The sequence below is a fragment of the Paucibacter sp. KBW04 genome (assembly GCF_003852425.1).
Taxonomy (GTDB): domain Bacteria; phylum Pseudomonadota; class Gammaproteobacteria; order Burkholderiales; family Burkholderiaceae_C; genus Paucibacter_A.
Genome location: NZ_QAJN01000001.1, coordinates 39,009 through 61,736 on the forward strand (window position 1 = coordinate 39,009; position 22,728 = coordinate 61,736).

Below are 22,728 nucleotides of genomic sequence, written 5' to 3' on the forward strand. Positions count from 1 at the left end.
TCAGCCGCGCGGTGGGTAGATGCCGACCAGGGCGATGATGAAGGTCAGCGTTAGAAAGGGCTGCAGATTGTTATGCGGCTGGCCGCCGCCCGCAGCACCCAGGGTTTGTGGGGCCATCAGCTGTGGCGTGCCTGAGGCGCGGTAGATATTGCCGCCATTGGTGGGCGACAAGGCCACGCTGGCGCTGGGCATGCCGGTGGTGGGGGCGAGTGCGGCCTTCAGACCGTGGCGGTGGGCAGGCATTTGGCTGGGCTGCAGGGTGATGGATTCACTGCCCCCAGTTTCACCCAACACGCGCTCGCTCAAGCCCGGCCCCGCACCCCAGAACATGGGCGAGCGGCCCGCCAGATTGGGCAGGCCAAAGGTGCTGCGACCATCGCCTCCAAAATTGGTGCCCAGCAAGGAAAACAAGGCGGTGTTCTGAGCGATGGGCAGCAACTGTCCGTCGCAGGTGGCCCAGCCGCGGGGCGGGAAGTTGCCCGCGAAGATACGGATCTCGGCGACAAAAGGATCGGCCATGCTGTGCTCCTCAAGCCTGCGAAGGGTAGATGCCAAACAGCGAGATGATGAAGCTCACCGTTTGGAAGGGGGCCATATTGCTGTGGGGCTGGCTGCCGCCCTGGCTCGTGATGGCCACCGCCGCCATATCGCTCGTGGGTTGGCCGCTGCCGTAGTACTGGGCGCTGCTCGATGCCGCCAATACGCCGGAGGGGCCGGCCGTGGCCACGGCCACCGTGCTGCTGGCCGAAAGCTGGTGGCTGTGGGCAGGGAGATGCGGGACCATCAAGGTGACGTCTTCTACACCGCCTATTTCTCCGAGGGTGTGGCCCCCTGAGCCAGGGCTTTGGCCTTGGTGCATGGGCAGGCGGCCGCGCAGATCGGGCAGGGCAAAGCTCTGCTGGCCGTCACCGCCGTAGGTGGTGCCGATCAGATTGAAGAGGGTCTCGTACTCCGAGATGGGCAGGGTGCTGCCATCGCAAAACATCCAGCCCGCGGGGGCGAAGTTGCCCCCGAACATGCGGATCTCACCCACAAAGGGATTGGCCATGGCGGTCCTTTCCTGTGCGCCTGGGGCGCGATTGATTGGCTGAGCCTCTCCGTACCGCCCGCTCAGTTGCGCGAGGGGAAGATGCCTTGCAAGGCGATGATGAAGCTGAGGGTTAAGAAGGGCTGCATATTGGTATGCGCTTGGCTAGCCCCGGTGTTCGTCACCGCGGCCGGATTGAGGGGGCCGACCGAGGTCGCCGCTGGGGCATAGATATCGCGTCCACCGCGGGCTTTGGCTGCCGGTACGGCCAAGCCTGGCACGCTGGCGTTGGCGATATCGCCGCTGGCCTGCAGGCCGTGCTGATGCTGGGGCATTTCGAGGGTCGTCAGGGTATGGGCTTCTTCACCTGCTCGGCTGCCCAAGGGCCAGGCATTGCTGCTGTAACGCGGAACGCGGCCGCGCAGATCCGGCAGTGCAAAAGTGACTCGCCCATCGCCGCCGTAGGTCGTGCCGAGGATGGAGAACAGGGCCTGGTTCTGGTTGATGGACATCAGCTGCCCATTGCAAAAAGCCCAGCCCCTGGGCGGGTAGTTGAAGCTGACGATGCTGATCTGGCCAAGAAACGGTTCAGACATGGTGTCTCCAATCTCTAGAAAGAGCCCAGCGAGAAGATCAGTTGAAAATGGCCTCGTACTGCCTGCCCTGAGCGTCGGCGCCGACGGGCACCAGAAATATTTCCAGCTCTCCGGGCTCGGCCCCGCTCTCACCGAGCTTGCGCAAGCTGTAGAGGCCTTGCTCAAGAGCGGGCTGGGCGGGCCCGGCAAAGAGCAGGGAAAAGGCCTGGCGTTGACCGGGTACGGCCGTCGCAGACAAGGCTCGGGCCTCTTGCAAGGTCAGCCGGATGGGCAGCTGAGCGCCTGGCAGCTCAAAGCCCTGGCCCAGCTCGGCCTGGAACTGGCTCAGCTCCATGTTCAGCTCAAGGGGCGAGTGTCTTTGTCCTGGCGCCTGCGCAGGCCCACGGCCAGCAGCAGGCCACCGCCCAGCAAGAGCACAGCGCTGGCCGGCTCGGGCACGGCTTGGGTGATCAGCTGGATGCTGATATCGGCGTAGCCGCCGCTTTGGCCGGTGCCTCGGTTCTTGAGCACCAGGCTGTCCAGGTCCACGCTGAACGAGTTGCCACTGAGCAGATGCACATAGCTGCTGGGTGTGCTGGGGCTTTGCAGGCCGCTGAAACCGGTGCTTAGGAAGCCATCTTTGTCGGTGATGCTAAGGCCCACGATGGTCTTGCCCGTGAGGCTGAGGTTGTTGAACTGGTAGCGGGCGTGAGCGCTGCTGTCACCCAGATAACCCGTCACCCATTGTTCATTGGGCAAACCTTCGTTGAGCACAGCGCCCACGCCAATGCGCAGATTGATGCTTTGGCCCTGGAAGCTGATCTGCTCCAGGCTCAGCATCCAGCCACCGATATTGCTGCCATCGCCAGGCGAGAGCTTGAGGCCGTCGGCACCGCTGACCTGGTCAAAGGTATTGATGGTGTTGCTTGCGTCACCGACCAAGCCACCCGGTGAAAACAGGCTGATGGTGACCGGGCCGTCAAAGGCCGCTTGAGCGGCACCGCTGGCGCCAAGGCCGGCCAGTGCGGCACTCAAAATCCAGGCCCAGCAAGGACGGGAGAGGCCGGCGAGCCGGCTGCGAGAGGAGGAAGGCTTCATACATCAGCTCCTTGGCAACGCAGTGTGTGAGCGCGTGACTTTGTTCACGAGTTCGCGATGCAATGTAGCCCTCATGGGGGACGCTGTCATCCCCTTGTTCTCGCATTCTTTGTGTAACGAACGAAAAAAAGGGGACCCGAAGGTCCCCGCTTTCTGTGCCTGCTTGCGTGTCAAAAGCAGGGCAAACTGACTTTCTCATCGGAGTGCTTTTGCTGTCTGCCGCAGGCAGGGCAAGCTTACTTCCTCATCAAGGTCGACTTGCCAAACAGCGACTCGATCAAATCCACCGCCACCTTGGCCGTCTTGTTCTGCAGGTCCAGGGCGGGGTTGAGTTCCATCACGTCCAACGAGGCCATGAAGCCGGTGTCGGCAATCATCTCCATGCACAGCTGGGCCTCGCGGTAGGTCGGGCCCCCGGGCACGGTGGTGCCCACGCCGGGGGCGATGTCGGGGTCCAGGAAGTCGACGTCGAAGCTGACATGCAGATGGGTGTTGGCGTCCAGCGTGGCCAGGGCTAACTCCATGGTGTGGCGCATGCCCATCTCGTCGATATAGCGCATATCGAAGACTTCCAGCTCTTGCTCGTGCACAAAGCGCTTTTCGCCAGCGTCCACGCTGCGGATGCCGATCTGGCGCACCCACTTGGGGTTGATGGCGGGCACCTGGCCGCCGATCTCGATCAGCTGTTGCGGGCCGAAACCGGCCAGGCAGGCCACGGGCATGCCGTGGATATTGCCGCTGGGGGTGAGGGCGCTGGTGTTGAAGTCGGCATGGGCGTCCAGCCACAGAATGCGCAGCTTCTTGCCCACCTCGCGGCAGTGGCGGGCCACGGCGCTGATGGAGCCCAGGCCCAGGCAGTGGTCACCGCCCAGCAAGATGGGCATGCGACCTAACTTCAATTCGGCATAGACGGCTTCGTGCACCGATTTGTTCCAGGCCGTCACCTCGTTCAGATGGCGGTAGCCGTCCACCGGCGGCAGCCAGGGGTTGGCCGGGCCCATCAAGTTGCCACGGTCCACCACGTCGACGCCGTGGCTCTCCAAGGTGGCAGCGAGGTCGGCCACGCGCAGGGCTTCGGGGCCCATGCTGGCGCCGCGTGCGCCGGCGCCGATATCGGTGGGAGCGCCGATCAATGAAACGGATCTGAGGGAGGTCATCTGGGGAGTCCTTGCTGCTGCAGCGCTCAGCAGTGGGACCTTTGGGGTGGCCTGCTCTGAGCGCTCATACTTGTTCATCAAACCAGCAGTCTATCGCCCCGGCCGCAGGTCCACCCGATGGCTGCGGTTTTAGACCCCGTCGCCGGCAGCGGGTTGGGCATGCAGATCGTAGGTCGATTCCAGCAGGGCCCAAGCTTCTTCGGCGGTTTCGACGAAGTGGAAGAGCTGTTCATCACCGGCGCTGATCATGCCCGTTTCGATCAGCAGCTCGAAGTTGATCAGCCGGGTCCAGAACTCGCGCCCGAACATCAGGATGGGGCGACGGCGGCATTTGCCGGTCTGGATCAACGTCATGGTCTCGAACAACTCGTCCAGCGTGCCGAAGCCGCCGGGGAAGCAGACCAGGGCGACCGAGCGCATCAGGAAGTGCATCTTGCGCATCGCAAAGTAGTGGAAGCGGAAGCACAGCTCGGGCGTGATGTAGGGGTTGGGGTGCTGCTCGTGTGGCAGCACGATGTTCAGGCCAATGCTCTTGCCGCCCACCTCGTAGGCGCCGCGATTGCCCGCTTCCATGATGCCGGGGCCGCCACCGGTGACGATGTAAATCGGGTCGGCTCGCTCGGCCGAGGCGCGGGTGACGATGGCGGCGAAGCGGCGCGCCTCTTCGTAGAAATGGCTCATGCCCACCTGGGCTTCGGCGCGCTTGATCGCGGCGGCGTCACCAAGCTTTTGAGCCGTCGCCAAGGCTTCCAGCGCGTCCTCACGCGGCTTGATGCGGGCGCTGCCAAACATCACGATGGTGGACTTGATGCCCTGCTCATGCTGGATCAGCTCGGGTTTGAGCAACTCCAGCTGCATGCGCACGGGGCGCAACTCATCTCGCAACAGGAACTCGCTGTCGTCGAAAGCGAGCTTGTACGCGCTGTTGGGGCCGGCGTAATCGGGTCGGGGCTGGTTGGCCCGGACTTCGTCTTTGGCGCTTGGGAAATTGCGCGCGGTCAGGTCTTTGCGTTTGTTCATGGAGGCAAGTGTCGCAGCCCGGCTGGGCCATGCGAAGGCAAACAAATGGGTAGTTTGCCCCTCAGTTTTTTGGGGAACAGACGGCGCAATTGGGGTCGGCCTGGGCGTGGATCTCGCTCCACTCCATGCGGCGGGCGTCCAGCATGAGCAGGCGGCCCGCCAAGCTATCGCCCAAGTTCAGCAGGCACTTCAAGGCCTCGGCGGCCTGCATGCTGCCGATGATGCCCACCAGGGGCGCGAACACGCCCATGGTGGCGCAGCGCACTTCCTCGACCGGGCTGTCCGGTGGGAATAGGCAGGCGTAGCAGGGGGCGCCAGGGCGGCGGCTGGCGCGGCTGTCAAACACGCTGATCTGCCCGTCAAAGCCAATGGCCGCGCCCGACACCAGGGGCTTGGCGTGGGCCACGCAGGCGCGGTTGATGGCCTGGCGGGTGGCGAAGTTGTCGCAGCAGTCCAGCACCACATCGGCCTGGGCCACCAGCGCGTCCAGCAGGGCGGCATCGGCGCGTTGCTGGATGGCTGTGACCTGCACCTCGGCATTGATGGCGGCCAGGCCCTGGCGGGCCGATTCCACCTTGGGGCTGCCGATGCGGGCCGTGCTGTGCACGATCTGGCGCTGCAGATTGGTGAGATCCACCGTGTCGTGGTCCACCAGGGTCAGGCGCCCCAAGCCGGCGCTGGCCAGGTAGAGGGCCACCGGCGAGCCCAGGCCGCCGGCGCCGATGATCAGTGCATGGGATTGCAGCAGGGTTTGCTGGCCTTCGACGCCGATCTCGTCCAGCAGGATGTGGCGCGAGTAGCGCAGCAGTTGCTCGTCATTCATGGGGTGCAAGCATAGTGGCTTGGTAAAAAACAAAGCCCGCCTGGACGGATCCGGCGGGCTTGCGCTTGAGTGCTGAGGCTGGGCTTACTCGCCTGGCTTGGCTTCGGGCTTGCGCTCCACGGCCGTCTTAGACACCAGCACGGTCTGGCCCTTGAGTTGGTTGAGCGCCTGGGTCAGCGGGAAGTCCTGGGCCGAGCCGAATTCGGGCAGGGGCTTGGGCGGCTCCAGCTTCTTGGCGTATTCGGCTTCAAGCTTTTGGCGGGCTTCCTCGCGGGCGGCTTCACGGGCCTTGTTGGCGGCTTCGTCCTTGACCTCGTCGGCGCCGCCCAGATGTTTCTCCAGATCGGCTTCACGGGTGCGGAAGGCGGCGAAGACATTGCCCTCGGCGGTTTCGTCCAGCATCACATCGGGCACGATGCCCTTGGCCTGGATGGAGCGGCCGCTGGGGGTGTAGTAACGCGCGGTGGTGATCTTCAGCGCGGTTTCCGGGCCCAGCTGACGCACGGTCTGCACGGAGCCCTTGCCGAAGGTCTGCTCGCCCATGATGATGGCGCGCTTGTGGTCTTGCAGGGCGCCGGCGACGATTTCGCTGGCCGAGGCCGAGCCACCATTGACCAGCACCACCAAGGGCACCTTTTTCAACGCTGCCGGCAGTTTGCGCAGCGGGTCGTTGCCGCCACGGCGGACGTAGAAGTCGGGGTTGGCCTTGAGGCTGGCCTTGGATTCGGGGATCTGGCCATTGGTGCTGACCACTTCCACGTCCTTGGGCAGGAAGGCAGCGGAGATGGCCACGGCGCCGTCCAGCAGGCCGCCGGGGTCATTGCGCAGGTCCAGCACCAAGCCCTTCAGATTGGGCTCTTGCTTGTAGATTTCTTCCAGCTTTTTGGCGAAGTCTTCGACCGTGCTTTCCTGGAACTGGCTGACGCGCAGCCAGGCATAGCCGGGTTCGACGATCTTGGAGCGCACGCTTTGGGCGTGGATCTCTTCGCGCACGATGGTGACGGGGAAGCTGCGGTTCTCGTTCTTGCGGTAGATGGTCAGCTGAACCTTGGTGTTGGCTTCGCCGCGCATACGCTTGACGGCTTGGTCCAGTGTGAGGCCGCGCACCGCCGTGTCGTCGATCTTGCTGATCAGGTCACCGCTCTTGAGGCCGGCGCGGAAGGCCGGTGAGCCTTCGATGGGGGAGACGATCTTGACCAGGCCGTCTTCCATGCCGATTTCGATGCCCACGCCGACGAATTTGCCGGTCGAGCCTTCACGGAATTCTTTGAAGTTCTTTTTGTCGAAGAACTGCGAGTGCGGATCCAGGCCGGAGACCATGCCGGCGATGGCGTCGTTGATCAGCTTTTTCTCGTCAACGGGTTCCACATAGTCGGACTTGACCATGCCGAAAACGGCTGCGAGCTGCTGCAATTCCTCCAAGGGCAGCGGCGAGAGGCTGCTGCGTGCATTGGCCTGGAATTGCATGGTGGTCAGCGCGCCGGCAACGGCCCCGACGGCGACCCATCCAGCAACTTTCAATTTGGCGCCCATGTTGCGAGTGTTTCCTAAGGGTGTGATCAATTAAAGCTCGGTGTGAATTCAGGCTGCAGAGGTTTTGACTCGCGCTGGTCAAGTATATGCGGCGCTTCCAGGCCAACACCTCGCAGACACCCCTATTTGACGGGCTAAATCGCGGCTTTCAAGTGAACAAAGAGACGAAATCGTGTCTGATTTGTAGCAGCTGCGTGCACGGCTTGTTAGCTTTACTCGCGCAACACCTTGGCTTTACTTTGACTTTACTTTGGCGCCAGGGCCGGGAAGGTCACCACATGGTCCACATTGACGCGAATGCCTATCCATTCGCCCAGCTGATGATCGTGATGCGAGGGCACATGGGCCATCAGCTGTTCGCCCGAGGCCAGGCGCAGGGTGTAGAGAAAGTCGGCGCCGCGGAAGATCTTGCGCTCAATCTTGGCCTGCACCGGCGCCAGATCGTCGTGCACGATGTCGTCGGCGCGCAAGAGCACATCGCAGCGGCCGCCGGGGTAGGCGCTGGCCAGCGCGCAGGCCTCAACATCCTTGAGGCTGCCCACGGGGGTTTGCACCAGCGGGCCGTCCTCGCCCGCCACGATACGGCCGGGGGTGAACACGCCGTGGCCGATGAAGTCGGCCACGAAGCGGGTGGCTGGGCGGTGGTAGACGGTGTAGGCCGCGTCCCATTGCTCCAGCTGACCTTGGTGCATCACGCCCACCACATCGCCGATGGCAAAGGCCTCGGCCTGGTCGTGGGTGACGAAGAGAGCGGTCGTGCCACTGGCTTGCAGAATGCCGCGCAGCTCTTGCGACAAGTGCTCGCGCAGATCGACGTCCAGGCTAGAGAAGGGCTCGTCCAGCAAGAGCAGGCGCGGGGCCGGCGCCAGGGCGCGGGCCAAGGCCACACGCTGCTGCTGGCCGCCGCTGAGCTGGTGCGGCGCGCGCTTGGCCGCATGCGCCAGGCCCACCAGTTCCAGCACCTCCTGGATGCGCTGGGCGCGCTCGCCGCGCGCCAGATGACGCAGGCCGAAGCCCACGTTATCGCTGACCGAGAGATGCGGGAAGAGGGCGTAATCCTGAAACACCATGCCGATGCGGCGGGCCTCGGGCGGCAGATGAAGGCCCAGGCTGGCATCGGCCAGCGCCTCGCCGGCAATGCTGATGCGGCCGGTCTCCAGCTGTTCCAGGCCAGCGATGCAGCGCAGCAGCGAGGTCTTGCCGCAGCCCGAGGGGCCGATCAACACGCCAATCTGCCCGGCCGACAAGCTCAGGCTGACCTGATGCACCGCCTGGCCAGGCTGGCGGCCCATGCCAGCGGCGGCAGTGGCGAAGGAGGGGGCTTGGGACTTGGCGACGCCGGCCGCGGCCGCAGAGCCCGGATAGCGCAGCCCGACGCGGTCGAGTGCAAGAAACATGGGCCTTATGATAGCGCCCCGGCGGAAAAATCTAAATGCGCATCGTTCGCATTGTTGACGCTCCTGACCGCTCATTGACGGAAATCAAGCGGAATCGCGCTGTTTTCTCCTCCACTGCTGGTTTGGCTTGTATTTGGCCCCAGCCGAACTTTTTGAATCCGCCTCCGCTGCGCATGTTGCGACTGATCACCCTTGTTTGTTTCGCCCTGGCCGTGCCCGTGCTGGGGATTCTGGGCTCCTGGCTGGTGCTGGACGCGCAGTCCTGGGCCATGTTGCAGCACCAGTTCGCTACCGTCTTGCCGGGCTATGCCTGGGCTTCCTTGCTGCTGTGCGCGGGCGTGGGCCTGGGTGTGGTGCTGCTGGGCGGGGCCACGGCGGCGGCAGTGAGTTTGTTCGACTTTCCCGGCCGACGCGTCTTCGAATGGGCCTTGCTGCTGCCCATGGCCATGCCGGCCTATGTGGCCGCCTACGCATACACCGACGCCTTGCAATACAGCGGCATGCTGCAAATGACGCTGCGCGCTTGGACCGGCGCCCAGGGGGCGCTCTGGCCCGATGTGCGCAGTCTGCCCGGCGCCATCGCCTTGTTCATCGTCTGCCTCTATCCCTATGTCTATCTGCTGACCCGCACGGCTCTGAATGAGCGCGCCGTGGGCTTGATGGAAACTGCCCGCTTGTTGGGCGCTGGTACCTTGCGCCGGGTGCGCGAGGTGGCCTTGCCCCTGGCCCGGCCGGCCTTGGCAGCGGGCCTGGCCCTGGCTTTGATGGAGACGCTGGCGGACTACGGCGTGGGCGCGTACTTCGGCCTCACCACCTTGACCACCGGCATCTACAAGGCCTGGCTGGTGATGAATGACCGCATGGCTGCGGCCCAGCTGGCCTCGGTGCTATTGCTGCTGGTGGCCGGGCTCTTGTGGCTGGAGCGCCGTTCGCAAGCGCGTCTGCGCTTCGCCGGCAGCCGCAGTGGTGCCCTGCATGCGGCCGAGGCCCGGCCCATGCGTTTGCGCGGCTGGGCGGCAGCCGCTGCTTTGCTGCTGTGCAGCCTGCCCATCTTGCTGGGCTTTGTGTTGCCTGTGGTCGCCTTGCTCAAGCTGATGTGGCTGGAGGCCCGCTACGGCGAATTCGGTCTGCCGCTGGAGCGCTTTGTGCAGTGGGGCCTGACCAGCTTGAAGCTGGCCGGCATTTCCTCGGTGCTGGCGGTGGCCATGGCCTTGGTGCTGGCCTATGCCCAGCGCATGAGTGCGGGCGGGGTCTGGCTGAAGGGCGCCACCCGCATCGTCTCCCTGGGCTATGCCGTACCGGGCGCGGTGATCGCCGTGGGCATTCTGCTGCCCTTGGGCTGGCTGCAAGAACATGCGCCCCAGCTGGGCCTGACCTCCATCATCACCGGCACCATCACCGGTCTGGTCTACGCCTATCTGGTGCGCTTCTCGGGCGTGGCTTTGCAGTCGGTGGAGGCGGGCTATTCACGCATCTCCCGCAATGTGGACGAGACCGCCCGTCTGCTGGGCGCCAGCCGCCGCCGTTTGTTCATGGAGCTGCATGCGCCCCTGCTGGCGCGTTCGGCGCTCGCCGCGGCCTTGCTGGTGTTTGTGGATGTGATGAAGGAGCTACCCGCCACCCTGGTACTGCGGCCCTTCAACAGCGACACCTTGGCGGTGGTGGCCTATCAGCTGGCGCGGGATGAACGCTTGGGTGAGGCCGCCTTGCCTTCGCTGGCCATCGTCATCGTCGGCCTGGTGCCGGTGTTGATGTTGTCGAGAGCGCTGAGGAGGGGGTGAGGCGGGGGCTGGGGCAGGGGCAGGGAGATGACCCGGCTGATTTCCCAACTCAAGTCCAAGAGCCCACCGGGCAGTCGGGCTTGAGCATAGGGTCAGGCAGATGAATTCGGCTGATCTTCCAACCCAAACTCAAGAGCCCACCGGGCGTCTGGCGTTGCACATTGAGTGGTCAGATGAACCCGGTTGATTTCCCAACTCACATCCAAGAGCCCACCGGGCGTGTGGGTGTGCGCGTGGGTAGGGCGGACAAACCCGGCCGAACTTCCAACCCAAATCCAAGAGCCCACTGGGATCTTGGATTTGGGTTGGTCCCTCCGACAGGAATCGAACCTGTATTTGCCGCTTAGGAGGCGGCCGTTCTATCCATTGAACTACGGAGAGATCGCCCTGAGACAGGGCGGCGCGAATTCTCGCATGAGTTGAGGGCGTCTCTGAGCAAGCTCGGCCGGCCGCCTCACTCCCACTTCCACTGCCAGATCAAATCCACCGCGTTTTCATCGCCCGATTGAGCGCGCAGGGTGAAGCGTTGGGCGATGCGGTAGATCACCTGCCAGACGCCCGTCGTGGCGTTGAGGCCGCGCTCATAGCCCACATACCAGCGCTCGGACAGGTACTTGCCCACCCGCACCACCGTGCCTTTGACATCGCTGCCTTGGCCGTCGATGGCCAACTCGTCCAGGCCCACGGTCTTTTTGAGCTTGCTGGTCATGCTCTCGCCGTCACCGCTCAGCAAGGCCATGGCGGCGCTTTGCAGCAGGGCGTTGTCCCCGCCTTCGAGTTGATCGGGCGCGCGGCCCAGCAGCAGCCAGGAGAGCTTGGCGCTGTCCATCATCTCGGGGTCGGAGTAGAGCTTGACCCGCGGGGCTTGCGCCGTGCCGGTGACGGCCACACCCACCTTGACCTCCTCGTTAGGCATGGGCCGCAGGGCCAGCACGTCCAGGCGCGGGTTGTCGATCACGCCGCCAAAGGTGATCAGGCCTTTTTCCACCGTCAGCTTCTGGCCATAGGCATCGAAGCTGCCGTCCACGGTCTTGATCACGCCGTGCAGGGCCGGGCCGGTGGCGGCCTGGCTCAGGGCCAGATCACCGGCCAGCAAGGTGTCGATGCCATGGCCACGCACCCGCAGCTTCTTGCCCAGATTGATGCCGACCTTGACCTTGATGGCGCGCTTGGATTTGGGCGCTTCCGCCACCAGCTCGCGGCGGCTGCCGGGGCGGCGCACCTGCACATCGGCGCCCAGCTCGGGCGCGTTGCCGCGCGAGAAATCGAACAAGCCGTCTTCCACATCCAGCTTGCCCTGCAAATCCAGGGCCTGGGCGTCCAGCAAAAGCTGCACCTGGCCGTTGATGGCCAGGCGGCGGTCCACCCGGCGCAACACGGCAAACTTCTTGGCCTCTAGCTGAATCTCGGCCTTGGGCGTGGCGCCCAGCTGCATGCTGCCGCTGCCGCTCAACTCGCCGTCTCCGGCGCGCACCTTGAAGCTTTCCAAGGTGGCGCGGCCACCGTGCAGATTGAGCGCCAGCTCGCCGTCCCGCATGTCCACCCCCATCAGCGGGTTGCGCAAGGCCAGCTTGGAGGCGCTGGCCGAGCCATTGATCTCGGGCGCGCGCAGCAAGCCGCCAAAGCTGGCACTGGCATGGAAGCCGCCGCCCATGCGCCAGCCGGCCGGCACCCAGGCACCCCAGGTGCTGAGGTTGGCGACCTGCGCCTCCAGTACCCCTTGCAGCTGCGAGTTGCCGCTGGGCCACAGGCTGCCGTCGCTGTTGCGGGCGGTCAGGGCGCCGGCCAGGGCGCCGACATTGCTGCCGGCCATGGATTGCGTCAAGTGCCAGAGGCCCGGGCTGCCGATCAGGCCTATGCGCATCTCGGAGAGGTTCAGCTTTTGCGTGCCGCCATCGTCGGTGACGCTCAGGTCGCCGCCGCTGCGCTCCAGGGCGATGTCGACATTGAGCCGGGGTTGGGTGGCGACGCGGGCATAGCCGCCCACCACCAGATCGCCGCCCCAGCCGAAGTCGGGCTGCCAGCGTGCCAGCAAGGGCGCCACGGCCAAGGGCTCTAACTGCAGATCGACGCGGCCTTGGTCGCCGCCTTGCCAGGCCAGCTCGGTCCAGCGCAGACCGGCGCCCAGCAGCTCCAAGCGGCCGGGTTTGAGCGCGGCTGCTTGCAGCTGTGCCTGCGGCCCCAGGTTCAGGGCACCGGCCAGATTGCGGGCCTGCAGCCAGGGCTCCAGCTTGGCTTCTTGTGGCCGGGCCAGCATTTGGCCTTGCTCGAACTGCCAACGCCCGCCCTGGTGCCAGAGCAGGCCCGGTGCGCCGCTCAATCCGCCTTGCAAGCTTAGGGTCAAGGGTCCTTTGGCGATCTGTTCCTTGGGCTGACCCGGTGGTATCAGGGCCGGCGGAATCTTGCTTTCGCCCAGGGCATTGAGCTGCAGCTGGTGCTTGGCCCAGCTGCCCAGCAGACTCAGGCTGGCCTTGGGGCTGCTAAAGCCGCTGGCTTGCAACTGCTCCAGATTGAAGCGGGCTTGCAGGGGTGCGTCGAGGCCGCTGGCCAGCTCCCAGCGGCCCTGGGCCGAGGCCAGTTGCAGATGGTTGTCCTGTGTTTCAAACAACAGGCCCTTGGCCTGCAGATCGGCCTCGCTGCGCCAGTTCCAGCCGCTGGGGTCTTGTTTGCTGGGCGTCTCGGCCTTGGCATTCAGTTTCAGGCCGGCCATCAAACTGCCGGCCAACTTGGACTTGGGGGCGAAGCTGCTCAGCAGCGGCTGCAGCCCGGCCAGCTGGGGCGCGCGCAGGTCTAGCGCGGCTTGCCATTGCTCGCCCGGCATCAAGTCCGCGCGGCCTTGCAGCTGATTGCCGTCTAACTGAAGATCCAGGCGGGCCAGCGGTGCCGAGCCTGCCGCGTGCTCGTAGCGCAGCAGGCCGCTGCTGGCGACACCGCCCAGGGTGCTGGGTTTCAGCTGCAGCTGGGCCGTGCCCAAGGGTGCTTGTTGTAAGAGGCTGGCCTTGGCCGGAGTTGGGCCGCTTTGCCCGCTTTGTAAATGCGCGCTGAGCTCGGCGTCCAGCACTTGAGCGCTTTGTTGCCAGGCGCTGCCGACCTCGCCATGCCAGTAGGGGCGCAGATCGGGGGCTTGGGCACGGGCCTCGGTCTTGAGCGTCCAGCCCAGCCTCAGGCTGCCCGCCTCGCGCAGCAGCAGTTCGGCGCGCGCGTTCAGCTGGGCTTCACCGGAGTTGAGTTTGAGAGCCTGAACATCGATCGCCTTGGCGCTGGCCTGGGCTTGCAGCTGCAAGGAAAGAGGCAAGGGCGCGGCCTTGGCGCTGCTGGCCACGCCGGCTTTCAGGGGCGCGGCCTGGGCCTGCCACTGCCCGTCCAGCTTGGCGCTGATGTTTAGCGGGGCGCTTTCTTTTGCCCCCATCTGGCTCAAGCCCTGGGGGCTGCTGAGTTCGATCTTGCCGCCTGCACGCAGAGGGCGCAGGGCTTGCAGCAAGCCTTCGCCGCGCAAGTCTTCCAGAGCGATATTGAGCTTGGCTCCCTGGCTGTTGGAGTTGCTGCCGCTCGCCCGCAGCCGGCCGGCCGGCGTTTGCGCGCTGCCCAACAAGGCGTCCAGGCTCTTGATCTGCAGACTGGCCGGGTCTTGGGCCAAAAAGCTCAGATTCAGATCGAGCTTGCGCAGCGGCAGGCGCTGCTCGTCCCAAAGCCCGGCCGCGCCATTGCTCAGGGCGGCGGAGACCGCCACCTTGAGCTGTTCTTTGGCATCGGCCTTGGCCTGGATCTGCGCCTCGCCGCTGAAAGACGTGCGGGGCAGGCCGGAGACCAGGGCCGAGAGGTCCAGATTGCGGGTGTTCAGCTGCAGGCCTTGCAAGGGCCAGGCAGCGAAGGGCGCCAGCTGGGCTTGGGCGTCCAGCTCTTGGGCCTGGGCGTCCACCTTGGCTTGCAGGCGCAGGGCTTGTAGCGGGCCGCTGGCCTGCACCTGGGCGCGCCAGGCGGGCAGGCCTTGCTCGGCGCTAGGCAGGGATTCGATCTGCAGGGTCGAGCTCAGGCGCAGCTCGCCCGCGCTTTGGATCTTGGCCTCGCCGCGGGCTTGCAGCAGGTCCCAGGCCAGATGCTCCAGCTTCAGCTGATGTTGCTCGCCTTGCTCGGCACTCAGGGCCAAGCGGGCGCGCAGATCGCGCAAGGGCTTGTCGCCCAGTTCGGCGCTGTGCAGTTCTTGAATGCTCAGGGCATCGAGCTGCAGACCGACCGGGATCAGGAGATCGGCGGGGGCCTTGGCCGGCTCTTGGGAAGGTTTGATCTTGAGCGTCAGCCTTTGGATTTGCAGGCTTTGCAGATGCACATCGGCCCACAGCCTGGGGCTGTGGTTCCAGGCCAGGCTCAGACCCTGCCATTGCAGGCCCAGCAGCTCGATGCTGTCGCTGCTTTTGAGATCACCAGGCAGGCTGTAGCGCAGGCGCTCGGCAGAAAAATCACCCAGCAAACTACCCTTGGCCGCGTCGACCTCCAGGCCCGGCACCTTGCTCAAGAGCCAGGCCGTGCCCGGCTCGGTGGCCAGGGTCCACCAGGCCGTGCCACCCATGGCACCCACCAGTGCCGGCGCGGCCAACAAGGCCAGGATCAGGCCGCGACCGCCCCGTTTTGTTTTCGGCGGTGCGGCGCTGGGTTCGTTGGGGGCCGGCGAGGCGGGAGCCTCCTTCGCTTGTTCACTCATGGGGGGCTCGCTCACAGGGCAATGCCCACGCTGAAATGTATGCGCCACTTTTGCAGGGATTGGGCGCGGGCAAAGTCCAGGCGCAGCGTGCCCAGGGGGCTGCGGTAGCGCAGACCCAGTCCATAGGCCAGCTCGGGCTTGAAGCCGCGCCAGCTCATGGCGGCCTGGCCGGCGTCCACAAAGCCGGCGCCCAGCAGATCGGGCAGGGAGGGCATCAAGGCATGGGCCAACTCCAGGCTGCCGGTCCACATCACCTTGCCGCCGGTCGGGTTGCCGTCCGCATCCACCGGCCCTAGATCGCGCAGGCCATAGCCGCGCACCGAGTCGTCACCGCCGGCACGGAAACGCAAGGCCTCGGGCAGGCCCACATCCTCGCGGGCGTAGATCTGCGAGAAGCTGGTGCGTGCATTGCCAAACCAGCCGCCGGGCAGGGGCTGGTAGCCGTGCAGCTGCAACTCGCCGTGACCGAAGGCGCCGCTGCTGGAGATGGAGTTGTCCGCCCGGCCCAGGCCCAGCAGCAGACTGGCCGTGTAGCCCTTGGTCGGCACCAGCGTGGAGTCCACCCGGCGCCAGGTCCATTGCACATTGCCGGAGACGGCGCCGCTGCTGATGACCTGCTCGGGGTCGGACTCGCGGGCGCGCAGTACTTCGAGGTAGTAGATGCGGTCTTCCTTGTCGGTCTCGCGCAGGCGGCCCAGGCGGGCGCGCAGATTGACGGAGACGCGGTCGCCGTCCGGCAGCCGTTCGATGAAGAGGGCGCCCAGATTGCGCTGCATATCGGTCTGCGGGTGGGAGGTCAGTTCCCAGTCCAGCGAGGGGTTGTCCTGGCTGGCCTTGAGCTTGAGACGGGAGCGCAGGTCCAGGCCCCAGGGGCGGCGGTTGGTGTAATCCAGGCCCAGGCGCGGGCCATTGGTGGTGCTGAGGCCCAAGCTGGCGGTGAGCTGCTGGCGCGGGGCCTCGCGCACATCGACCCAGACCGGGGTGGTGACACCGCCCGCTGTTGGCGCGCTGGCGCTGGCCTCGGCGGGAGAGGTGGCAGAAGTGGCGGAAGTGGCAGAAGGGGGGGCTGGTTCCAGCTCCGGTCGGATATTGACGTTGACGCTGTCGAACAGCGTGGTCTTGACCAGGCGCTCCTGGAAGTCCAGCAAGGCCCGCTCGGTATAGGGCTGGCCAACACGGTAGCCGGCCAGGCGCTCGATGGCGGCGCGGGGCTGGTTTTTGAGGCCCTCGATGCGCAGCTCTCCCAGGCGGTAAAGCGGGCCGCTGTCCAGCACCACTTCCAATTCGGCCGCATTGTTTTCCGCATCAATGGCGGCGGTGGACTTTTCCAGCTTGGCCGTTGGGTAGCCCTGGGCGCGCGCGCGCCCCAGCAAGCCGCTCTTGGCGCTGGACCAGCGGCTTTGCACAAAGTCCTCGCCTTCCTTCATGGACCAGGCTTCTTGCAAGCTCTCACGGATGCGCTGGGCGCGAGCCTCGGCCCGGGGGGCGGATTCGGCGCTCAGCGATGTGGGTGTTTGCAGCTCGCCGACAAAGCCCAGGCTCAGCTTCTTGACCACGGTACGCGGGCCGGGGTCCACCTTGACGGTGACGGTGATGGGGGTTTGCCCAAAGTCGCGCGAGGCTTCCACCTGGGCATTGAAATAGCCCTCGGTCTCCAGCAAGGCGCGGGCTTGCTCCGGGGCGGCGGCGGTCAGGCGGCCCAGCTCTTGGGTGCTGAGGCGTTGGTCTTCGGGGGTGTTGCGAAAGCGTGCCAGATCCAGATGCTCTTGCAGCAGGTTCTTCAAGCCCGAGGGCGCTTGCACCTCGAGCTTGTACTCGGCGACTAGGCGCGGCTGGCCGGCCGTTTCGGCACTCTTGGCGGCGGCGTTCTTGGGCAGCAGCTCGCTGAGGCTGGAGCAGCCGCCGAGAAGGCTGAGGCTGAGCAGGCTCAGGCCCAGAGCGGGCCACAGCGGCCGTGGTGGGGCACTCATTTGCTCAACAAACGCATCGCGCCTTCCAGGCCGGCCAGGGACAGGGGGAACATGCGCTGATGCATGAGTTGCTGAATCAGGGCCACGCTTTGGCGGTACTGCCAGACGCCCTGAGGTTCGGGATTGATCCATGCGTATTTGGGAAAGGCATTGGCCAGTCTTTGCAGCCATTCGGCGCCGGCCTCTTCATTGTTGTATTCGACGCTGCCGCCGGGCTGCAGGATCTCGTAGGGGCTCATGGTGGCGTCGCCCACAAAGATCAGCTTGTAGTCCCGGTTGTACTTGCGAATGATGTCCCAGGTGGAGGTTTTCTCGGCAAAGCGGCGGCGATTGTTCTTCCACACAAAGTCATAGACGCAGTTGTGGAAGTAAAAGAATTCCAGATGCTTGAACTCGGCCTTGGCGGCGGAGAACAGCTCCTCGACCCGGTGGATATGTTCGTCCATGGTGCCGCCCACATCCATCAGCAAGAGCACTTTGACCTTGTTGTGGCGCTCGGGAATCATGCGGATGTCCAGCATGCCGGCATTGGCCGCGGTCTTGTGGATGGTGTCGTCCAGGTCCAGTTCCAGCTCCGAGCCTTCGCGGGCAAATCGGCGCAGGCGGCGCAAGGCCACCTTGATATTGCGGGTGCCCAGTTCCAGGTTGTCGTCGTAGTCTTTGTAGGCGCGTTGGTCCCAGACCTTGACGGCGCTGCGGTTGCGGCTCTTGTCCTGGCCTATGCGTATGCCCTGCGGGTTGTAGCCATAGGCGCCGAAGGGGCTGGTGCCGCCCGTGCCTATCCATTTGCTGCCGCCCTCGTGGCGTTCCTTCTGCTCCTCAAAACGCTTTTTGAGCGTCTCCATCAGCTCGTTCCAGCCCATTTTTTCGATGGCGGCCTTTTGCTCGGGCGAGAGTTCCAGCTCCAGATGCTTGCGCAACCATTCCAGTGGCACGTCTTTTGAGAAGTCGGTCAGCAAGTCCACGCCCTTGAAGTAGGCCGAGAAGGCACGGTCGAATTTGTCGTAGTGAGCCTCGTCCTTGACCAAGGTGGTGCGGGCCAGGAAGTAAAAGTCATCCACCGAGGGCGGGCCTTCGGCCCCAATAACGCCGGCCTTCAATCCCTCCAGCAGGCTCAGAAACTCCCGGACCGAAACCGGCAGCTTGGCAGCGCGCAAGGTGTAGAAAAATTTGATCAGCATGGCGTGGGAGGAAAGGGCTTACGTTCCATTATCCACAGCAAAAGCGGCCGAGCTCGGGCTGCGACGGTGGGGGCGAAGGCGTGAAGCCCTGGACTTGTCAAGGCGCAGGCTCCCGCATTCATAGGGGGGGCATTTGTTGGAGTGACAAAGGCGTGGTGCCGGGCAAAATCCCCTGAGGCTCGCAAAGCCTGGACTTGGCTGCCAAGGCGGTGGGCAGAAGCACCGGGCCTGAGTGCTTGGCCAGGGCGCTGCGCGAGCGAGCACAAGGGACAAAACATTTCATGACGGCAATGCCTAAGTCCAGATTGAATCGGCTCGCGCAAAGCCGCTTTGTGCTTTGCATGCGCGAGAGTTTTCTGTCGGTCTTGCCGGTTTACTTGTTTTTGCAGCTGACGGGCTTGCTGGTCGTGATGCTGCAAGCACTGGCGCCCGACCTGGTCCTGCGCCTACAGCCCGAGCTGCTCTTGTTTGCAAAGTTCAAGCTGTTTTGCTGGCCCTTGGTGATGATGAGCTCCTTCACCACCCATTTCGCCAGAGCTTATGGCATCGATCCCTTGTATGCCCTGATGCTGGTGCTGTCCCTGACTTTGCTGGCTTTTTTGGGGGGCTCCGGCGGGCAAAGCGTGTTGCAAACCTCGGCTTGGTTGATGTTGGCTTCATTCGTCTTGCCCCTGGCATCGGTCATGCTCTTGTGCAAGCTGATCGCCTGGATGCCCAGCATCAATATGAGCGGCGTGGCTCGGTTTTCACCGGCGCTATCCAAGACGGTGGTGCATGGGCTGCCCTTCTTGCTGATCCTGGTGGTCCTGGCCTGGCCAGCCATGCTGCTGTCCGATGTTCTGTCCAAGCCCCTGCTCAATCTCGGAGATCAAATTCCGGTCGGCCTGTACCTGGTGGCCCACATCATGATCAGCACTTTTCTTTGGTGGATGGGGATCAGCGGCTCATCGGTGCTGAGCTTCCTCACCGGAGACTATGCGGCCCACCATGAGGCGATTCCCGGTGTGTCCCTCGGCTCCTTGATCTACGACTTCATGGTGCCGGGCGGTTGCGGCGCCAGCCTGGCGCTGACCTTTTGCCTGATGTGGTACCAGCGCAAACAAAAGGGGCCCAAGATCTGGCATTGGGCCTTGCCCTTGCAAACCTTCAATATCAGCGAGGTGCTGATCTTCGGCTTGCCGGTGGTCGGCAATGTCAGCCTGCTCATCCCCTTTATGTTGGCGCCATTGCTGAACTGTGTGCTGGTGTATTTGGTGGTGGTGGAGTTCCGGCTCTTGCCGGTGCTGGGCTCTTGGCAAGGACATTGGATGACGCCTTACGGCCTGAACGCCTGGCTGATTGGCAGCACGACGGCGAGCGTGCTGGCCTTGCAGCTGGCTGTGCTGACCCTGTCCACCGCGGTTTACCGCCCCTTTGTGAAACGCTGGGTGCAGGAAGCGCAGCTGGGCGAGGCCAGCTGGGCCCTGGCCAAGCGCATGAATATCGGGCCGGGTTTGGAGATGTTTGCGGAGGCGCGCTTCGTCAAACGGCATGAGGCTCAGAATGAATGGGGGCTGCAGGCCCAGGCCGCCTTGCGCCTCTTGCAGACCGGCACCTTGTGCATGCATTACCAACCCAAGCTCAATCTAAGAACCGGGCAGGTGGTGGGCCTGGAGGCCTTGCTACGCTTGCGCCTGGAGGACGGCAGCTTTGTCCAGCCCGGGCGCTTTATGCCGGCCTTGGAGCAGACCGGCTTTGGCGATTTGCTGGACCTTTGGGTGGCGCGGCAGGTGGCGGATGATTTGCAGCGCTGGAATGCGGCGGGCTTTGCCAGCAAGGTGGCCATCAATCTCTCGGCGGCCACCATAGGCAATGACGATGCCTTTGGAGAAATTCTGGCCATCATGATCAAGTTCAAGGCCTTGGGCCTGGAGGCCGAGCTGCTGGAGAGCAGTCTGATCAAGGAGCCCGACTTGGTGCGTGCCCGCCTGGGCCGTTTGCGCGAGGCCGGGGTCAAGGTCTATGTGGACGACTTCGGCACCGGCTACTCCAACCTCACCGTCTTCCACAGCGCCGAGGTGGATGTGGTCAAGCTGGACCGCTCCTTGCTAGAGGCGGCGGCCAAACCGCGCGGCGCCGATCTCTACCGCGAGGTCTGCGGCGCCATGCAGAGATTGGGTTATGAGGTCTTGGCCGAGGGGGTGGAAACCCCCGCCGAAGCGGACTTTGTCGCTGCTAGCGGTGTGTGTTTGATCCAGGGGTGGTGGGTGTGCCGCCCCCTGGAGGCCGCTGCAGTGCCGGCCGGGGTGGCGGCCGTGTCCTTGCGCTTTAGCAAACAAGCCCGGGCAGATCCGGCAGCCCTGGCTCAGGCCTGAGTCCTTGGCTTTGCCTTGCCTTTTTCCTTCGCTGGTTTGGCCTTCTTGCCATGCGCCGAGCCGGATTGGCTCGCCGGGTCGTGTTTTTTCAACCAATCAAAGAACTCGCCGTACCAGAGCTTGCTGTTCTGGGGCTTCAAGATCCAATGGTTCTCGTCCGGGAACCAGAGCAGGCGAGCGTCCACATCCTGGGCCTTGAGCGTGTTGTAGTAGGCCAGGCCTTGGGCATCGGGCACGCGATAGTCCTTGGCACCGTGGATGACCAGGGTGGGGGTGCGCATATGCTGGGCAAAGGCGGCCGGATTCTGGCTCGCGACCCGGGCTGCATCGTCCCAATAGTAGGCGCCCAGCTCTTTGGCGAACCAGTGATAAGCGTCGCCGGCGAACATGGCTTGCCAGTCAAAGCAGCCGGCATGGCAGACATAGGCCTGGTAGCGGCCGGGTTTGATATGCCCATTCATCCAGGCCACCATATAGCCGCCATAGCTGCCGCCTGTGGCGAAGAGCCGCTGCTTGTCCACCCAGGGTTTTTTGAGCAGCCAATCGCTGCCGGCCTCGATGTCTTGCAGCTCCAGCTCGGTCCAGTGGCCGGTGATGGAGTCCAGGAAGGCATGACCAAAGCTCGATGAGCCGTGGTAGTTGACGCAGGCCACCACATAGCCTTGCGCGGCAAAGACCTGATGGTTCCAGCGCCAGTGCCAGGAGTCGCCAAAAGCGGTGTGCGGGCCGCCGTGGATGACATGCATCACCGGGTACTTCTTTTTGGGGCTGAAGTCGGGCGGGTAGATCAGCCACATCTGCACCGGCTCATTCAATGCGCCCTGCACAAAAACTTCCTCGTGGCGGCCGAAGCGCTGTTGTTCCAGGCGCTGGCTGTTGAAGTGCTCGATGGCCTGCGCCTGGCCTTGCTCGTCCAGCACCGAAATGCGCGGCGGGTATTGCACGCTGTCGTGGTTGAGGACGATGACGCCGGCGGCCAGATCGAAGCTGGCGGCATGGCCGCCTTCGAATACGATGTGCGCCTGCTGGGCTTGCAGAGCAAAGCGCCAGAGATGGCGGCGACCGCGTTCCTCGGCCGCAAAGAGGATGGACAGATCGTCCGCATCCCAGATCAGGGGTGCGCTGACCTCCAGATCCAGCGCCTCCGACACCACGGCCCATCCGTTCTTGTAGGTGCCCTGCGTGTCCAGCACCGCCAGCTGCGCAGGCATGGTGTGTTTGAGTCCTTGATGGCTGGCCAGAAAGGCCAGGTGCTGGCCGCCATGGCTGTAGCGGGGGGCCTCAAAAGTCCAGTCCTTGTCCTGCAGCAGGGTACGGATGCGGCCGGTCTTGAGCTCCACTTCGCCCAGGGCGAAGCAGTCGTCCAGACGTTTGCTTTTGGCCGGGTTGAAGGAGAAGACGATGCAGCGACCGTCGGGCGAGATGTCAAAGCTATTGGCGTCCACGGCGGACCAGGACAGGCTGACCTCTGTGCCCTCGAACAAATCGCTGACCTTGCCGGTTTGCACATCCAGCACATGCAGATGAGGCACCCGGCCCTGGGGGATGTTTTGGTCCCAGTAGCGGTAGATGTTCTCTGAGGTGGCGTAGCCCGTGCTCTTGCGCGCCTTGAAGTCGGCCAAGGCCTTGGCCTGCGCCGCTGAACCTTTGAGTTCGGGCCAGACCCAGGAGACGAAGGCGATGCGGCGGCCATCGGGGAACCACTTGAAGCATTCCACGCCGGTGGCAATGCCCTGGCCCTTCTCTTGCCCCTGCCCGCCCAAGCGCCGCGCCTCGCCGCCGTCCGGGGCGATCAGATAGAGCTGGGCTTCCTCGTCCTTGTGGCCTTCTTGCTCGCGCCGGGCGACGAAGGCGATTTGCTCGCCGTACTTGGAGGCGGGGCTCCACTGCGGCGCACCATCTTTGTCGCCCGCGGCCGTCAGGCGGCGGGGCTCGCCGCCCAGGGTAGAGAGCAGGTAGAGGCTGCTGGTCCCGGCGTTCTTCTCCATCGAGAACTGGCTCAGGCTGACCACGGCCTGCGCCCCATCGGGCGAGAGGCTGGGCGCGCCCAGGCGATCCAGGGCCCAGAGGGCGTCGACGTCAAAAGCTTTGCTTTGGCTCATGGGGTGCTGCT

The 22,728-nt window shown here is 64.4% G+C and carries 16 protein-coding genes and 1 tRNA gene; 2 read left to right on the forward strand and 15 right to left on the reverse strand.

Annotated features, from left to right (window positions below):
* The 10 genes from DBR47_RS00165 to DBR47_RS00210 all read right to left on the reverse strand — a co-directional run bounded on the left by DBR47_RS00165 (position 1) and on the right by DBR47_RS00210 (position 8,630).
* Positions 1–519 carry a phage tail protein gene (locus tag DBR47_RS00165; RefSeq protein ID WP_124445987.1) on the reverse strand — a complete coding sequence of 173 codons (519 nt, stop codon included), beginning with the start codon at positions 517–519 and terminating at the stop codon, positions 1–3.
* 10 nt (positions 520–529) lie between these two features.
* Positions 530–1,048: a phage tail protein gene (locus DBR47_RS00170; protein ID WP_124445988.1), complete on the reverse strand. Its 519-nt coding sequence runs from the start codon at positions 1,046–1,048 to the stop codon at positions 530–532.
* 62 nt (positions 1,049–1,110) lie between these two features.
* Entirely contained in the window at positions 1,111–1,623 is a 513-nt protein-coding gene (locus tag DBR47_RS00175; RefSeq protein ID WP_124445989.1) for a phage tail protein, read from the reverse strand.
* A gap of 37 nt (positions 1,624–1,660) precedes the next feature.
* The gene (locus tag DBR47_RS00180) at positions 1,661–1,957 is read right to left on the reverse strand and encodes a DUF6916 family protein (protein WP_124445990.1); all 297 of its coding nucleotides are present in this window, start codon (positions 1,955–1,957) and stop codon (positions 1,661–1,663) included.
* A 2-nt stretch (positions 1,958–1,959) separates the two neighbouring features.
* Positions 1,960–2,700 carry a PEP-CTERM sorting domain-containing protein gene (locus tag DBR47_RS00185; protein ID WP_124445991.1) on the reverse strand — a complete coding sequence of 247 codons (741 nt, stop codon included), beginning with the start codon at positions 2,698–2,700 and terminating at the stop codon, positions 1,960–1,962.
* Positions 2,701–2,936: 236 nt separating this feature from the next.
* Complete coding sequence (gene rocF / locus DBR47_RS00190) at positions 2,937–3,857, reverse strand: arginase (protein WP_124445992.1); 921 nt, start codon at positions 3,855–3,857, stop codon at positions 2,937–2,939.
* Between the two features lie 129 nt (positions 3,858–3,986).
* Positions 3,987–4,877, reverse strand: a complete 891-nt coding sequence (locus DBR47_RS00195; protein WP_124445993.1) for a TIGR00730 family Rossman fold protein — start codon at positions 4,875–4,877, stop codon at positions 3,987–3,989.
* Positions 4,878–4,938: 61 nt separating this feature from the next.
* Positions 4,939–5,700, reverse strand: a complete 762-nt coding sequence (locus DBR47_RS00200; protein ID WP_124445994.1) for a molybdopterin-synthase adenylyltransferase MoeB — start codon at positions 5,698–5,700, stop codon at positions 4,939–4,941.
* Between the two features lie 84 nt (positions 5,701–5,784).
* Complete coding sequence (locus DBR47_RS00205) at positions 5,785–7,233, reverse strand: S41 family peptidase (protein WP_124445995.1); 1,449 nt, start codon at positions 7,231–7,233, stop codon at positions 5,785–5,787.
* Positions 7,234–7,478: 245 nt separating this feature from the next.
* Positions 7,479–8,630, reverse strand: coding sequence for an ABC transporter ATP-binding protein (locus DBR47_RS00210; protein WP_124445996.1), 1,152 nt, complete (start codon positions 8,628–8,630; stop codon positions 7,479–7,481).
* 173 nt (positions 8,631–8,803) lie between these two features.
* On the opposite strand from DBR47_RS00210, the gene DBR47_RS00215 reads away from it, so the two are divergent.
* The gene (locus DBR47_RS00215; RefSeq protein WP_124445997.1) at positions 8,804–10,411 is read left to right on the forward strand and encodes an iron ABC transporter permease; all 1,608 of its coding nucleotides are present in this window, start codon (positions 8,804–8,806) and stop codon (positions 10,409–10,411) included.
* A 306-nt stretch (positions 10,412–10,717) separates the two neighbouring features.
* Here DBR47_RS00215 and DBR47_RS00220 read toward each other — a convergent pair.
* The 4 genes from DBR47_RS00220 to DBR47_RS00235 all read right to left on the reverse strand — a co-directional run bounded on the left by DBR47_RS00220 (position 10,718) and on the right by DBR47_RS00235 (position 18,261).
* A tRNA-Arg gene (locus tag DBR47_RS00220) sits at positions 10,718–10,792 on the reverse strand.
* A gap of 73 nt (positions 10,793–10,865) precedes the next feature.
* Positions 10,866–15,110: a translocation/assembly module TamB domain-containing protein gene (locus DBR47_RS00225; protein ID WP_124445998.1), complete on the reverse strand. Its 4,245-nt coding sequence runs from the start codon at positions 15,108–15,110 to the stop codon at positions 10,866–10,868.
* Between the two features lie 11 nt (positions 15,111–15,121).
* Positions 15,122–17,080 (reverse strand): autotransporter assembly complex family protein, encoded by a 1,959-nt coding sequence (locus tag DBR47_RS00230; RefSeq protein WP_124445999.1) that lies wholly within the window; start codon positions 17,078–17,080, stop codon positions 15,122–15,124.
* Positions 17,077–18,261: a VWA domain-containing protein gene (locus DBR47_RS00235; protein ID WP_124446000.1), complete on the reverse strand. Its 1,185-nt coding sequence runs from the start codon at positions 18,259–18,261 to the stop codon at positions 17,077–17,079. Before DBR47_RS00235 ends, DBR47_RS00230 begins: the two co-directional genes overlap by 4 nt.
* Positions 18,262–18,542: 281 nt before the next feature.
* On the opposite strand from DBR47_RS00235, the gene DBR47_RS00240 reads away from it, so the two are divergent.
* Entirely contained in the window at positions 18,543–20,615 is a 2,073-nt protein-coding gene (locus DBR47_RS00240) for an EAL domain-containing protein (protein WP_124446001.1), read from the forward strand.
* On the opposite strand, the gene DBR47_RS00245 is transcribed toward DBR47_RS00240, so the two are convergent.
* Entirely contained in the window at positions 20,606–22,717 is a 2,112-nt protein-coding gene (locus DBR47_RS00245; protein ID WP_124446002.1) for a S9 family peptidase, read from the reverse strand. The genes DBR47_RS00240 and DBR47_RS00245 overlap by 10 nt on opposite strands.
* Between the last annotated feature and the right edge of the window lie 11 nt (positions 22,718–22,728).

What these genes read in the sequence shown, in the direction of transcription:
- DBR47_RS00165 (WP_124445987.1), bottom strand. Translation starts at nt 519, where the DNA reads ATGGCCGATCCTTTTGTCGCCGAGATCCGTATCTTCGCGGGCAACTTC.
- DBR47_RS00170 (WP_124445988.1), bottom strand. Translation starts at nt 1,048, where the DNA reads ATGGCCAATCCCTTTGTGGGTGAGATCCGCATGTTCGGGGGCAACTTC.
- DBR47_RS00175 (WP_124445989.1), bottom strand. Translation starts at nt 1,623, where the DNA reads ATGTCTGAACCGTTTCTTGGCCAGATCAGCATCGTCAGCTTCAACTAC.
- DBR47_RS00180 (WP_124445990.1), bottom strand. Translation starts at nt 1,957, where the DNA reads ATGGAGCTGAGCCAGTTCCAGGCCGAGCTGGGCCAGGGCTTTGAGCTG.
- DBR47_RS00185 (WP_124445991.1), bottom strand. Translation starts at nt 2,700, where the DNA reads ATGAAGCCTTCCTCCTCTCGCAGCCGGCTCGCCGGCCTCTCCCGTCCT.
- rocF (WP_124445992.1), bottom strand. Translation starts at nt 3,857, where the DNA reads ATGACCTCCCTCAGATCCGTTTCATTGATCGGCGCTCCCACCGATATC.
- DBR47_RS00195 (WP_124445993.1), bottom strand. Translation starts at nt 4,877, where the DNA reads ATGAACAAACGCAAAGACCTGACCGCGCGCAATTTCCCAAGCGCCAAA.
- DBR47_RS00200 (WP_124445994.1), bottom strand. Translation starts at nt 5,700, where the DNA reads ATGAATGACGAGCAACTGCTGCGCTACTCGCGCCACATCCTGCTGGAC.
- DBR47_RS00205 (WP_124445995.1), bottom strand. Translation starts at nt 7,233, where the DNA reads ATGGGCGCCAAATTGAAAGTTGCTGGATGGGTCGCCGTCGGGGCCGTT.
- DBR47_RS00210 (WP_124445996.1), bottom strand. Translation starts at nt 8,630, where the DNA reads ATGTTTCTTGCACTCGACCGCGTCGGGCTGCGCTATCCGGGCTCTGCG.
- DBR47_RS00215 (WP_124445997.1), top strand. Translation starts at nt 8,804, where the DNA reads ATGTTGCGACTGATCACCCTTGTTTGTTTCGCCCTGGCCGTGCCCGTG.
- DBR47_RS00225 (WP_124445998.1), bottom strand. Translation starts at nt 15,110, where the DNA reads ATGAGTGAACAAGCGAAGGAGGCTCCCGCCTCGCCGGCCCCCAACGAA.
- DBR47_RS00230 (WP_124445999.1), bottom strand. Translation starts at nt 17,080, where the DNA reads ATGAGTGCCCCACCACGGCCGCTGTGGCCCGCTCTGGGCCTGAGCCTG.
- DBR47_RS00235 (WP_124446000.1), bottom strand. Translation starts at nt 18,261, where the DNA reads ATGCTGATCAAATTTTTCTACACCTTGCGCGCTGCCAAGCTGCCGGTT.
- DBR47_RS00240 (WP_124446001.1), top strand. Translation starts at nt 18,543, where the DNA reads ATGACGGCAATGCCTAAGTCCAGATTGAATCGGCTCGCGCAAAGCCGC.
- DBR47_RS00245 (WP_124446002.1), bottom strand. Translation starts at nt 22,717, where the DNA reads ATGAGCCAAAGCAAAGCTTTTGACGTCGACGCCCTCTGGGCCCTGGAT.